Genomic DNA, 12,985 nt, shown 5'->3' with positions numbered 1-12,985 from the left:
GGCCCCGCCGGGGAGGGACGCGGTGCACAGGAAGTCGGCTGGGCCGACTCTTGGTGCGCGGGTGGGGTCCTGCGCCGGGGAACGTGGGCCGCGGTGCCCGGCCTGACCGCCGGGACGCCTCCGGGGAAGCGCGGAAGCGGGCCGTGGTCGGGGGCGGGTAGGTTCGGGGTGTGACGAATTCTCCGGGCGCGAAGCTGATCCTGCTCACCACCACCCACCGGGTGGCCCCCGGTCTGCTGGCGTGGCCGGCCTGGGAGGCGCTGCGGTCGGCGGGGCGGGTGCTGGCGGGGGACGCCGGGAATCCGCAGCTGGCGGCGGTGCGGCAGGCCGGGGTCGAGGTGGAGGTCGTGCCGCCCGGTTCGGCGCCGGCGCTGGCGCGCCTGCTGACCGGGCTGCCGGCGGAGCAGCCGGCCGGGACGGGCCCGACGGTCTGGCTGGGCAGCCCGGACGGCGACCCCGGGCTGACCGACGCGCTGGCGCGCCTCGCGGTGGAGCACGCGGGTGAGGTGCCCGAGATCGAGGTGCTGCCGGGCTCGTACGACCTGCCGGGTGCGCGCCTGCTGGACCTGGTCTCGGTGATGGACCGCCTTCGCTCGCCCGGCGGCTGCCCCTGGGACGCCGAGCAGACCCACGCAAGCCTGGTGAAGTACCTGGTCGAGGAGGCCTTCGAGCTGGTCGAGGCGATCGAGGAGGGGGACCGCGGGACGCTCCGCGAGGAGCTGGGCGACGTCCTGCTCCAAGTCTTCTTCCACTCGCGGATCGCCGAGGAGCACCCCACCGACGCGTTCTCGATCGACGACGTGGCGGGGGACATCGTCGAGAAGCTGATGTACCGCCACCCGCACGTGTTCGGGGACACCGAGGCCGGGGGCGCCGCCGAGGTGGAGGCGAACTGGGAGACGCTGAAGGCGGCCGAGAAGTCGGATCGCGAGTCGGTGCTGGACGGTGTGCCGGCCGGGCTGCCGTCGCTGGCGTACGCGGCGAAGCTGGTGTCGCGGGTGCGACGGTCCGGGGTGGCGGGCGTGCCGGACGCGCCGTTCGAGCTGCCGGCGGAGCTCACCGCGGAGTCGGCGGGCAGGCTGGTGCTCGCCGTGGCGCAGCGGGCGCACGACGCGGGGGTGGACGTGGACGCCGCGTTGCGGGCGGCCGCTCGCGAGTACCGGGACGCCGTCCGCGCCGCCGAGGGGCTCAAGCCGAAGGACTGAGGCCCGCACCGGGCGAGGCGGCCCCCGCACCGGCTCGGGACCGCCCCCGCACCGACCACGGGCCGAGCCCCGTGACGGTCGGGTCAGACCGTCGCGACGTCCTCCACCGGACGGCGCTGCTGCGGGACCACGACCTCGCCGATGGCCTCGCCGACCAGGGCGAGCAGCTCGGCGAGGCGCTCCAGGTCGAGGTGGTCGGGCAGCTCGTCGAGGGAGACGATCCGCTCGCCGTCCGGACCGGCGACGCAGAACAGGTCGATCGGTCCGAGGTGCTTCTCGGCGGTGTCGACCAGGGCGGCGACGTCGCTGGGCCGGCGGATGTCGCCGCAGACGCCGACGACCGGGCAGCCCGGCCGGTCGAGCTCGGCGGCGAGGTCCTCGGCGAGGCCCTCCCGCTGGTCGGCGACGAGCACGCCGACGGCGCCGGCGGCGGTGAAGCGGCGTGCGAGGTCGGCACCCGACCCGCCGTCGAGTACGGCGATGACCACGACTGCCCCGGTGACCCGCATGGTGCGCTCCTCCCTGGTGGGCGGCTCCGCACCGGCGCCCACGTGTTGCTTTGCGGAGGATCGTAGGCTTGTCCTGACCCTCCGCAACAGGGATTACCCCTCAGGTGACCAGGCTCACGCCTGCCACGCCCGAGAACCCGCCCGGCGCGGGCCGGGAACCGACCCGCCGCGCCCGACGGCCGACGCCCGACACGTTCCCTGCGGCCCCGCCGGCCGACCGGCCCGGCAGGGAACCGCGCCGATCCCCACCGGATACCGTCGACGCATGCCAGTTCAGCCCGATTCCGCCCGCCCGCCGCTCTTCACCTGGGACTTCGCCGCCGACCCGTACCCGGCGTACGCGTGGCTGCGGGAGCACGAGCCGGTGCACCGCACCACCCTGCCGAGCGGGGTGGAGGCCTGGCTGGTGACCAGGTACGCGGACGCCCGGCAGGCGCTCGCCGACAGCCGGCTCTCCAAGAACCCGGTCCACCACAGCGAGCAGGCCCACCGCACCGGCAGGGTCGGCATCCCGGGCGAACGCCAGGCCGACCTGATGACCCACCTGCTGAACATCGACCCGCCGGACCACACCCGGCTGCGGCGCCTGGTGTCGAAGGCGTTCACGCCCCGCCGGGTGGCCGAGTTCGAGCCCCGGGTGCAGCAGCTCACCGACCGGCTGATCGACGGTTTCGCGGAGCGCGGCAGCGCCGACCTGATCCACGAGTTCGCCTTCCCCCTCCCCATCTACGCGATCTGCGACCTGCTCGGGGTGCCGGCCGAGGACCAGGACGACTTCCGGGACTGGGCGGGCATGATGGTGCGCCACACCAGGCCGGGCCAGGGAGGGGGCCAGCGCGGCGGTGTGGGGCGGGCGGTCAAGCGGATTCGCGCGTACCTGGCGGAGCTGATCCACCGCAAGCGGGCGGACCTCGGCGACGACCTGATCTCCGGTCTGATCAGGGCCAGCGACCACGGCGAGCACCTCACCGAGAACGAGGCCGCGGCGATGGCCTTCATCCTCCTCTTCGCCGGCTTCGAGACGACCGTCAACCTGATCGGCAACGGCACCTACGCGCTGCTGCGCAACCCGGAGCAGCGGGCGCTGTTGCAGGACTCCGTCGCCCGCGGCGAGAGCGCCCTGCTGGAGACCGGGATCGAGGAACTCCTGCGCTACGACGGGCCGGTGGAGCTGGCCACCTGGCGGTTCGCGACCAGCCCGCTGACCATCGGCGGGGTGGAGATCCCGGTCGGCGACCCGGTGCTGGTGGTGCTCGCGGCGGCGGACCGGGACCCCGCGCGGTTCGCCGACGAGAACACCCTCGACCTGGCCCGGACGGACAACCCGCACCTGGGCTTCGGGCACGGCATCCACTACTGCATCGGGGCCCCGCTGGCCCGGCTGGAGGGCCGGGCGGCGCTGGCCACCCTGCTCACCCGGTTGCCCGATCTGCGGCTGGCCGAAAGCCCGGAGAATCTGCGCTGGCGGGGCGGTCTGATCATGCGTGGCCTCCGTGAACTTCCGGTCGAATTCAGTCCGGAGAAGAAGCCCGCCGCAAGCTGACAAACCCTCCACGGACCTGCCGTCAGGGCCGCGAGTGTCACGGTCTGAGGATCCGACACTCTGACGGGACGTCTCCGACACGCCGCGACAGGGAGGTTGAACCATCATCAACCCGGACATATCGCCCCCGTTTGTGGACGATCGATCACGCACCGTAATTTCTGTGTGATATCGGCGATATGAGCTTGTGATTGGTAAGAGGATCTGTCTACCCTCCGTGGAGTTCGCAGCTGCGGACCTCGTGCGCGGAACGCCGAATCCTGCCCGCCGTGTCACGGGAAACCGACCAGACCCTGGGCAGGGGCGGGGGAACCAGGTTTGTTGCCGTCCTCCACGGCTTGGGGTGAAGCCGCTCGCGCGGGCTGAAAGTCCGTGCGACGCGGCCGGGCCACCTCCCGGTCCGAACCCGACAGCTCACCTCGCAGGCGTGCGGAGAGGGACCTCTTCATGCTGTTCGTTGGAACTGGCCGTCACCGTCGTCGTACCCAGGCCGAGAAGGCCATCGCCGTCGCAGGTGTGGCCGGCGTCGGACTCGCGATGCCGATCCTCACCGCCACCGGCGCCTCGGCTGCCCCCGCCTCGACCTGGGACTCCGTGGCCCAGTGCGAGAGTGGCGGCAACTGGAGCATCAACACGGGCAACGGCTTCTACGGCGGTCTGCAGTTCACCTCCAGCACGTGGAAGGCGTACGGCGGCACCTCGTACGCGCCGCAGGCCCACCAGGCCAGCAGGGCCCAGCAGATCTCGGTCGCCGAGAAGGTGCTCGCCTCGCAGGGCCCGGGTGCCTGGCCGGTCTGTTCGCAGAAGGCCGGCCTGAGCAAGGGCGGTGCACCGGCCTCGGTCGACACCTCCACGGATGCCGCACCCGCCGCTCCGAAGCCGGCCCAGTCGAAGCCCGCGCAGAAGCCGGCCCAGAAGCCCGCCATCCAGCCGCATGCCCAGCAGACCCAGCCGTACGCGCAGCAGGAGACCCAGGCCCCGGGCTTCTCCGGCCAGGCCGGCTGGGACGCCGACGCGCAGGTGTACTGGTATCAGAACAACGGCGGCTGGTACTGGACCAGCCACCCGAGCGTCTACCAGCAGTACGCCGGCCAGGCCGCGAGCCAGGACACCCGTGCCGCCCAGAGCACGCCGGTCGCCCAGAGCGCCCCGGTCGCGCCGAGTGCCCCGGCCGCCCAGCAGTACGCCGGCCACGGCTACACCGTCCAGTCCGGCGACACGCTGGCCGGCATCGCCGCCACCCAGGGCGTCTCCGGCGGCTGGGAGTCGCTGTACGACGGCAATCGCGGCACCGTCGGCTCCGACCCGAACCTGATCCTGCCCGGCCAGGTGCTCAACATCGGCTGAGCGGCCCCGTCTTCACGGTGATTCGACGAAGGGGGCCGGATTCGACCCCCTTCGTCCGCATCTGGTCGCCTTCCGTGGGGCAACCAGGTGAACTACCGGGGGGTAGCAGGGCCACACGCTGAGACGGGACCGAGGTCAGCGTGGCCCCGAGAGCCCGTGCGGTTAGGCTCTGGTCGTAACGACTCCGCAATCGTTCGCCCGACAGCACCCATCGTCGGGCGAACCTGCTTCCGCTAGGAGATGCCTCGTGCCGTCCATCGATGTCGTCGTAGCCCGTGAGATTCTCGACTCGCGTGGCAACCCCACGGTCGAGGTCGAGGTCGGCCTCGACGACGGCAGCACCGGTCGTGCCGCTGTCCCGTCCGGTGCCTCCACCGGTGCCTTCGAGGCCCTGGAGCTGCGCGACGGTGACAAGAACCGCTACTTCGGCAAGGGCGTCGAGAAGGCCGTCCTGGCCGTCATCGAGCAGATCGGCCCGGAGCTGGTCGGCTACGACGCCACCGAGCAGCGCCTGATCGACCAGGCCATGCTCGACCTGGACGCCACCCCGGACAAGTCCTCGCTCGGCGCCAACGCCATCCTGGGCGTCTCGCTGGCCGTCGCGCACGCCGCCTCCGAGGCCAGCGACCTGCCGCTGTTCCGCTACCTGGGCGGCCCGAACGCGCACGTCCTGCCCGTCCCGATGATGAACATCCTCAACGGCGGCTCGCACGCGGACTCCAACGTCGACATCCAGGAGTTCATGATCGCCCCGATCGGCGCGGAGTCCTTCTCCGAGGCCGTCCGCTGGGGCGTCGAGGTCTACCACACCCTCAAGGGCGTGCTGAAGGAGCGCGGCCTCTCCACCGGCCTCGGTGACGAGGGCGGCTTCGCGCCGAACCTGGACAGCAACCGCGAGGCCCTGGACCTCATCACCGAGGCCATCCAGAAGGCGGGCTACGTGCCCGGCCGCGACATCGCGCTGGCGCTGGACGTCGCCGCCTCCGAGTTCTACGAGGACGGTGCCTACCAGTTCGAGGGCAAGGCGCTCACCTCCGCCGAGCTCATCGAGTACTACGCCGAGCTGGTCGCCTCGTACCCGCTGGTCTCCATCGAGGACCCGCTGGACGAGTCTGACTGGGACGGCTGGAAGGCCATGACCGTCAAGCTGGGCGACAAGGTCCAGCTGGTCGGCGACGACCTGTTCGTCACCAACCCGGCCCGCCTGGCCAAGGGCATCGAGACCGGCACCGCCAACGCGCTGCTGGTCAAGGTGAACCAGATCGGCTCGCTGACCGAGACCCTGGACGCCGTCGAGCTGGCCCAGCGCAACGGCTACCGCTGCATGATGTCGCACCGTTCCGGCGAGACCGAGGACGTCACCATCGCCGACCTGGCCGTCGCCACCAACTGCGGCCAGATCAAGACCGGTGCCCCGGCCCGCTCCGAGCGCGTCGCCAAGTACAACCAGCTGCTGCGCATCGAGGAGATCCTCGACGACGCCGCCGAGTACGCCGGCCGCGGCGCCTTCCCGCGCTTCCGCTCCGCGGAGTAATCGACGCGGTAGGCACGAGGGCCGACCGCGCCCGCCCGTGCAAGCCTGACCGGTGCCCCGCCGTTCACCCCGTAGGGTGGACGGCGGGGCACCGGCGCGACCAGGAGGGGATACGGGAGATGGCAGGCTGGAGGATCCCGGGCTTGGCGGCCCGGCCTCGCTTCACGAGCCGGGCGACCGTCCTCGTCCTGGTGCTCTGCTCGCTGGTGGCGATCCTGGCCTACCCGACCCGGCAGTTCATCTCCCAGCGCTCCGAGATCTCCGCTCAACGGGCGAAGGCCGAGCACGCCCGGCAGCAGGTCGAGCAGCTGCGCCGGGAGAAGGCCCGCTGGCAGGACCCGGAGTACGTCAAGGCGCAGGCCCGTTCGCGGCTGCACTACGCGATGCCGGGGGAGACCCCGTACATCGCGGTGGACCCGGCCGGCCAGGGCGCCGCCAAGTCCTCCGTGTCCTCACCCGCCCCGTCCGACGGTGCGGCCGCCGCTCCCGCGAAGGCCGCCAAGCCCTGGTACGCCAGCGTCTGGGACTCGGTGGACGCCGCCGACACCGCCGCCCTCGCCCCGCCCTCTCCCCTCCCTCCGCAGACACCCCTGCCCCCCGCTGGAGTCAGCTCCCCTCATGACCACTGAGAACCACCCCTCCGTCTCCGACGCCGACGTCGCGGCCATCGCCGCCCAGCTCGGCCGGGTCCCGCGCGGTCTGCGCGGCGTGGCGCACCGCTGCCCCTGCGGCAACCCGGACGTCGTGGAGACGGCCCCCCGGCTCGCGGACGGCACGCCGTTCCCGACCCTCTACTACCTGACCTGCCCCAAGGCCGCCTCGCTGATCGGCACCCTGGAGGCGGACGGCGTGATGAAGGACCAGACCGCCCGGCTCGCCGAGGATCCGGAGCTGGCCGCCGCCTACCAGAAGGCCCACGAGGACTACATCGCCCGCCGTGACGCCATCGAGGTGCTGGAGGGCTTCCCGAGTGCCGGCGGGATGCCGGACCGGGTGAAGTGCCTGCACGTGCTGGTCGGCCACTCGCTGGCGGCCGGTGAGGGCGTCAACCCGCTCGGCGACGAGGCGATCGGCATGCTGGAGGACTGGTGGGCCAAGGGCCCGTGCGTCTCCGCCGCCGAGGTCGAGGCTGCGGGCGAGCGGGTCGCGCGCAACCGGGCCAAGGAGCAGGACCACGCGGCGGTGATCGCCGCCAAGCAGCAGAAGGCCGCCGAGCGCGCCGCCAAGAAGCAGGCCGCGGCCGAGGGCACCGAGGAGGCCGGCGCATGACCACCACCCGGGTCGCGGCGATCGACTGCGGCACCAACTCGATCCGCCTGCTGGTCGCCGACCTCGACCCGCAGACCGGGGTGATCACCGACCTCGACCGCCGGATGGTCATCAACCGGCTGGGCCAGGGCGTGGACCGGACCGGCCGGCTGCACCCGGACGCGCTGGCCCGCACCTTCACGGCCTGCCGCGAGTACGCGGAGATCATCTCCGGCTTCGGCGTCGGCCCCGACCGGATCCGCTTCGTCGCCACCAGCGCCTCCCGGGACGCGGAGAACAGCGACGAGTACACCAAGGGCGTACGCGACATCCTGGGTGTCTCGCCCGAGGTCGTCAGTGGCGAGGAGGAGGCGCACCTCTCCTTCGTCGGCGCCACCAAGGAGCTCACCGGCGGTCAGTTCCCGGCGCCGTACCTCGTCTTCGACCTCGGCGGCGGCTCCACCGAGTTCGTGCTGGGCGGGGCGGACGTCCAGGCGGCCCGCTCGGTGGACATCGGCTGCGTCCGGCTGACCGAGCGCCACTTCGGCGGCGCCGAGCTGCCCTCGGCGGATCAGATCGCCGAGGCCCGGGCGCACGTCCGGGCCGAGCTGGACAAGGCCGAGGAGGCCGTCCCGCTGACCGGCGCGGCCACCCTGGTGGGCCTGGCCGGGACGGTCACCACCGTCTCGGCGATCGCCCAGGACCTGCCGGCGTACGACTCCGAGGCGATCCACCATTCGCGGATCAGCCGCGAGCAGGTGGCCCGGATCGCCGACGAGCTGCTCGCCGCCACCCACGACCAGCGGGCGGCCATCCCGTCGATGCACCCGGGCCGGGTGGACGTGATCGCGGCCGGTGCGCTGGAGCTGCTGGAGATCATGGCGCGGACCGGCGCCGCCGAGGTGGTCGTCAGCGAGCACGACATCCTGGACGGCATCGCCTGGAGTATGGCCTCCTGAGCCCGTGCAGGCCTTACCCGACCGGCCCCGGAGCCCCCTGACGGGGCCCGGGGCCGGGGCGCGCCCGGGGCCGGGCGGAAAAGTTCGTGAATTTCTTCACATGGCGATCCGTCCATTCGTCGTGCCTGCGTGCCCGCAACGTCCGAAATGTGGGACTGAAGGCGCGGCCGGCGTGGCGCCCGCTGGATCGCAGGCGGGGCGCCCGCGCGGGTTTGAAAATCGAAATCACACGCGGGAACCCAGGCGTAGTGCGGATCGTTGCAGCTCAGCCGGGCCGTCCGAACGCCCGTGCTCACCGGGGGGTCCTGGGGGTCGTGAGGTGACGCCCCGGGGTGGCGAAAAGGGCCGCGAAGTGTAGCACAGGGTGTCCAGAAGCTTGTGAGCGGGCTCACGAACGCTGCTCCGGACGGTGCTGGATACTTTCGGATATGAGCACCACGGAGCGTCCTCGCATCCTCATTGTCGGCGGTGGTTACGTCGGCCTGTATGCCGCGATGCGCATCCTCAAGAAGATGCGCTACGGCGAAGCGACCGTCACGGTCGTCGACCCGCGGTCGTACATGACGTACCTGCCCTTCCTTCCCGAGGCGGCCGGCGGCAACGTCGCGCCCCGCAACCTCGTCGCGCCGCTGCGCAGCGCCCTGAAGAAGGCGGAGGTGCTCACCGGTGCTGTCACCGGTGTGGACCACGCCCGCAAGGTCGCGACCATCCAGCCCGCGGCCGGCGACTCGTACGAGCTGCCCTTCGAGTACCTGGTCGTCGCGACCGGCTCGGTCTCCCGCACCTTCCCGATCCCGGGTCTGGCGGAGCACGGCATCGGCATGAAGACGGTCGAGGAGGCCATCAGCCTCCGCAACCACGTCATGGCGCAGCTGGACAAGGCCGAGTCCACCACGGACGAGGCGATCCGCCGCAAGGCCCTGACCTTCGTCGTCATCGGCGGTGGATTCGCCGGTGTCGAGACGATCGCCGAGATCGAGGACATGGCGCGCGACGCCGCCAAGATCTACCGGACCGTCAGCCGCGACGACATGCGCTTCATCATGGTGGAGGCGGCCAACCGCATCCTCCCCGAGGTGGGCCCGGACCTCGGTCTGTGGACCAAGGAGAAGCTCGAAGAGCGCAACATCGAGGTCTTCATCGAGACCTCGATGGACTCCTGCGTCGACCAGCACGTCGTGCTGAAGAACGGCGTCGAGGTCGACGCCTCCACCATCGTGTGGACGGCCGGCGTGAAGCCGAACCCGGTGCTGGCCAACTTCGGCCTTCCGCTCGGCCCGCGCGGCCACGTCGACACCGCCGCGACCCTCCAGGTCCAGGGCTTCGACTACGTCTGGTCGGCCGGCGACAACGCCCAGGTGCCGGACCTCGCCTCCGGCGAGGGCGCCTGGTGCCCGCCGAACGCGCAGCACGCCTGCCGTCAGGCCGTCGTCCTCGGCGACAACGTGATCTCCGGTATGCGCGGCTTCCCGCAGAAGGAGTACAAGCACAAGAACCTCGGTGCGGTGGCCGGTCTCGGCCTGCACAAGGGTGTGGCGATCCTCTTCGGCAAGGTCAAGCTGAAGGGCCGCCTGGCCTGGTGGTTCCACCGCGCCTACCACGGCGCCATGGTCCCGACCGTGAACCGCAAGGTCCGCGTGTTCACCGACTGGACGCTGGCGATGTTCCTGAAGCGCGAGACCGTGGGTCTGGCCCAGATGGAGAAGCCGTTCGAGGCGTTCCAGGAGGCCGCGGCGCCCGCGCCCAAGCCCGTCGAGGCCGCCAAGCCGGCCGCCGACAAGGAGCTCGCCAGCAAGTAAGCGACTGCGACCCCGGTGTGGGAGCACCGGGGTATGAGTCGGAGGCCCTCCGCCCGGCAGCGTCGCCGGACCACGACCTCCGTGGTGCTCAGCCGGCCAGTGCGACCGGGCGGAGTACAGAAGTACGAGAAGGCCCCTGCCGAACCCTCCGGCGGGGGCCTTCTCGTGGTCGGTGTGCGTGGTCGTCCCAGGACGGTGGCCCCGGGCGTGGTGCCCGGGGCCGGTGGGCCGACGGTCGGTCCGTCGGTCCGTCAGTCGGTCCGTCAGTCGGTCTTGATGCTCGCCAGGATGTCCAGCTTGGACGCCCGGCGGGCCGGCCAGATCGCCGCCACCAGGCCGACCACGCCGGCCAGGGCGAGGAAGAGCAGCAGCTGACCGAAGGGCAGGACGGTGGTCAGGCCTGCCATGCTGGACTTCAGGGTGCCGTTGATCGCCCAGGCCATGAAGCAGCCGAGCAGCAGGCCGATGCCGGCGCCGAAGACCGAGATCACGACGGACTCCAGCCGGACCATCCGCTTGATGCCGCCGCGGTCCAGGCCGATCGCCCGGAGCATCCCGATCTCGCGCTTGCGCTCGAAGACCGACATGGCCAGCGTGTTGATCACACCGAGGATCGCGACGATCACGGACATCGCGAGCAGCCCGTACATCATGTTCAGCGCGAAGGTGATGATCTGGCTGAAGTCGTCGCGGACGTCCTGCTTGGACTTGACCTCGATCACCGGGTTGGCGCCGGTGGCGTCCTTGAGCGCCTGCTTCAGCTTGTCGGTGGCGCCGTCGGCGCCCTTGACCAGGACGTCGCTGAGGTAGGGCTCGGGCTCGTGCTTGACGATCTCGCTGTTGGCCAGCAGGACCCGGCCGAGCATGCCGCCCGCCTTGTAGACGCCGCCGACGGTGACCTGGCCGGTGGACTCGTCGGGGTAGGTGACCGTCATGGTCGAACCGGCGGTGACGCCGTTCTTCTTGGCGACGTCCTCGTCGACCATGATCTTGCCCTGGCCCAGTGCGGTGGCGGAGCCGCTGGTCACGTCCACCGAGACGAGCTTGTCGAAGGTGTTCTGGTCCAGGCCGGTGATGGCCCGGGTGCTGCCGTTCAGCTCCCAGTACACGGTGGTCATCGCCGAGGCGGCCGTCACCCCGGGGGTCTTGGCGATCTCGGCCGGGATCTTCTCGGAGAGGCTCATGCCGTTCGCGGCCGAGACCACGTAGTCGGCCTTCATCGTGCTGGTGACGGCCTTGTCGATCGCACCGCCGATCGAGGCGCCGAGCACCGTCAGGCCGCTGACCAGGGTCAGACCGATGGTCAGCGCGGCCGCGGTGGCGGCGGTGCGGCGCGGGTTGCGCACGGCGTTCTGCCGGGCGAGCTTGCCGGGCGTGCCGAACAGCTTGCCGAGCACCGGGCCGACCAGGGCGATCACCGGACGGGAGAGCAGCGGCAGCAGGATGAAGATGCCGATCAGGGCCAGCAGGGCGCCGAACGCGACCGGCACCCGGCCGCCGCTGTCGCCGGTGGAGGCGCCGTAGGCGATCAGCGCGCCGCCGCCGGCGGCCAGCACCGAGCCGATGGTGTTGCGCACCACCAGGCTCTTCTGGCTGCTCGGCTGGTCGCCGCTGCTCATCGCGGCCACCGGGGCGATCCGGGAGGCGCGCATGGCGGGCAGCAGGGCGGAGAGGACCGTCACCAGGATGCCGACCACCAGGGTGACCGCCACGGTCATCGGCTTGATCACCAGCGAGCCGGTGGGCATGCCGTCGTCCAGCGAGTGGATCAGGGACTGCAGTCCGGCGCCGATCCCGATGCCGGCCACCAGACCGGCGACGGCCGAGATGGTGCCGATGGCCAGTGCCTCGATCAGCACCGACCGGGTGACCTGCTTGCGGCTGGCACCGATCGCCCGCAGCAGGGCGAGCTCCTTGGTGCGCTGGGCGACCAGCATGGTGAAGGTGTTGGCGATGATGAAGATGCCGACGAAGAGCGAGATCCCGGCGAAGGCGAGCAGCATGGTGCGCATGCTCGACGTACCGCTCTCGATCATCTTCTGCTCGTCGTCCTTGAGCTCCGTGCCGGTCTCGGAGTGGATCTGCTGGCCGGCCGGGAGCTTCGCCCCGGCTTCGGCGAGCAGGGCGCTCTCGGTGGTGCCGGGCTTGGCGGTGAGCACGATGCTGCTGTAGCGGCCCGGCTCCAGCAGCAGTTGCTGGGCGGTGGCGCGGTCGAACAGGGTGAGCGTGCCGCCGGAGTTCACCACCGGGTCGTCGGTGGTGAAGATGCCGGTGAGCTTCGCCTCCAGCACCGGGCCGTTGGAGGCCAGCCGGACGGTGTCGCCGACCTTGTAGCCGGCCTTGTCGGCGGTCTTGCGGTCGAGCGCGATCTCCTGGGCGCTCTTCGGGCCCTGGCCCTCGGCCATCGGGTAGCGGCTGTCCTTGCCGTCCGGCCCGGGCGCGAAGTTGGCGCCCTTGGCGGACCAGGCTTGGCCGACCAGGTTGCCGCTCTTGTCGGCGACGCCGGTGAAGCCGCTGACCACGCCGCGGGCGTGGGCGGCGCCGGGGAGCGCGCCGAGCTGCTGGACGGTGGCGTCGGTCAGGGTGGCCGCGCTCTTCTCGCTCTTCTCGCGGGCGGAGGCGCCGGAGCCGGCCGCCCGGTCGACGATCTGGACCGACACGTCGGAGTAGCTCTTGGAGTTGCTGTCCCGCATGGCCTTGCCGAACGTGTCGGAGAAGACCATGGTGCCGGCGACGAAGGCGGTGCCCAGCATGACGGCCAGTGCCGTCATCAGCAGTCGGCCCTTGTGGGCCAGCACGTTGCGCAGTGCGGTGCGATACATGGGGTGTCCTGGGGTCTGC

Annotated in this window: 10 protein-coding genes and 1 riboswitch; of the genes, 8 read left to right on the top strand and 2 right to left on the bottom strand. The window is 71.4% G+C overall.

Annotated features, from left to right (window positions below):
- Positions 1-170: 170 nt before the first annotated feature.
- Positions 171-1,205, top strand: a complete 1,035-nt coding sequence (locus OG286_RS16475) for a MazG family protein (protein WP_396325333.1) — start codon at positions 171-173, stop codon at positions 1,203-1,205.
- Between the two features lie 83 nt (positions 1,206-1,288).
- On the opposite strand, the gene OG286_RS16470 is transcribed toward OG286_RS16475, so the two are convergent.
- Positions 1,289-1,714: an SDR family NAD(P)-dependent oxidoreductase gene (locus OG286_RS16470; RefSeq protein ID WP_396325331.1), complete on the bottom strand. Its 426-nt coding sequence runs from the start codon at positions 1,712-1,714 to the stop codon at positions 1,289-1,291.
- Between the two features lie 265 nt (positions 1,715-1,979).
- On the opposite strand from OG286_RS16470, the gene OG286_RS16465 reads away from it, so the two are divergent.
- The 7 genes from OG286_RS16465 to OG286_RS16435 all read left to right on the top strand — a co-directional run bounded on the left by OG286_RS16465 (position 1,980) and on the right by OG286_RS16435 (position 10,144).
- Positions 1,980-3,257: a cytochrome P450 gene (locus OG286_RS16465; protein WP_405361160.1), complete on the top strand. Its 1,278-nt coding sequence runs from the start codon at positions 1,980-1,982 to the stop codon at positions 3,255-3,257.
- Between the two features lie 274 nt (positions 3,258-3,531).
- Positions 3,532-3,699, top strand: a riboswitch (cyclic di-AMP (ydaO/yuaA leader).
- Positions 3,700-3,704: 5 nt separating this feature from the next.
- The gene (locus tag OG286_RS16460) at positions 3,705-4,604 is read left to right on the top strand and encodes a transglycosylase family protein (RefSeq protein WP_396325329.1); all 900 of its coding nucleotides are present in this window, start codon (positions 3,705-3,707) and stop codon (positions 4,602-4,604) included.
- Between the two features lie 247 nt (positions 4,605-4,851).
- Complete coding sequence (gene eno / locus OG286_RS16455; RefSeq protein WP_396325328.1) at positions 4,852-6,138, top strand: phosphopyruvate hydratase; 1,287 nt, start codon at positions 4,852-4,854, stop codon at positions 6,136-6,138.
- Between the two features lie 143 nt (positions 6,139-6,281).
- Complete coding sequence (locus OG286_RS16450) at positions 6,282-6,767, top strand: septum formation initiator family protein (RefSeq protein WP_396325327.1); 486 nt, start codon at positions 6,282-6,284, stop codon at positions 6,765-6,767.
- A complete protein-coding gene (locus tag OG286_RS16445; protein WP_396325326.1) occupies positions 6,757-7,407 on the top strand; it encodes a DUF501 domain-containing protein in 651 nt (216 codons plus the stop codon). Before OG286_RS16450 ends, OG286_RS16445 begins: the two co-directional genes overlap by 11 nt.
- On the top strand, positions 7,404-8,345 hold the full coding sequence (locus OG286_RS16440; protein ID WP_405365402.1) for an exopolyphosphatase: 942 nt from the start codon (positions 7,404-7,406) through the stop codon (positions 8,343-8,345). Before OG286_RS16445 ends, OG286_RS16440 begins: the two co-directional genes overlap by 4 nt.
- 428 nt (positions 8,346-8,773) lie before the next feature.
- Positions 8,774-10,144, top strand: a complete 1,371-nt coding sequence (locus OG286_RS16435) for an NAD(P)/FAD-dependent oxidoreductase (protein ID WP_396325324.1) — start codon at positions 8,774-8,776, stop codon at positions 10,142-10,144.
- Between the two features lie 263 nt (positions 10,145-10,407).
- Here the strand turns inward: OG286_RS16435 and OG286_RS16430 are convergent, their stop codons facing one another.
- Positions 10,408-12,966 (bottom strand): ABC transporter permease, encoded by a 2,559-nt coding sequence (locus OG286_RS16430; protein WP_396325323.1) that lies wholly within the window; start codon positions 12,964-12,966, stop codon positions 10,408-10,410.
- Positions 12,967-12,985: the final 19 nt, after the last annotated feature.

This window comes from Kitasatospora sp. NBC_00039, assembly GCF_045160625.1.
Classification (GTDB): Bacteria; Actinomycetota; Actinomycetes; order Streptomycetales; family Streptomycetaceae; genus Kitasatospora.
This window is presented reverse-complemented; position numbering and strand designations above follow the sequence as displayed.

Bases quoted from the DNA above. Each gene is read 5' to 3' on its own strand.
- OG286_RS16470 (WP_396325331.1), bottom strand. From the start codon at position 1,714: ATGCGGGTCACCGGGGCAGTCGTGGTCATCGCCGTACTCGACGGCGGG.
- OG286_RS16465 (WP_405361160.1), top strand. From the start codon at position 1,980: ATGCCAGTTCAGCCCGATTCCGCCCGCCCGCCGCTCTTCACCTGGGAC.
- OG286_RS16460 (WP_396325329.1), top strand. From the start codon at position 3,705: ATGCTGTTCGTTGGAACTGGCCGTCACCGTCGTCGTACCCAGGCCGAG.
- OG286_RS16445 (WP_396325326.1), top strand. From the start codon at position 6,757: ATGACCACTGAGAACCACCCCTCCGTCTCCGACGCCGACGTCGCGGCC.
- OG286_RS16440 (WP_405365402.1), top strand. From the start codon at position 7,404: ATGACCACCACCCGGGTCGCGGCGATCGACTGCGGCACCAACTCGATC.
- OG286_RS16435 (WP_396325324.1), top strand. From the start codon at position 8,774: ATGAGCACCACGGAGCGTCCTCGCATCCTCATTGTCGGCGGTGGTTAC.
- OG286_RS16430 (WP_396325323.1), bottom strand. From the start codon at position 12,966: ATGTATCGCACCGCACTGCGCAACGTGCTGGCCCACAAGGGCCGACTG.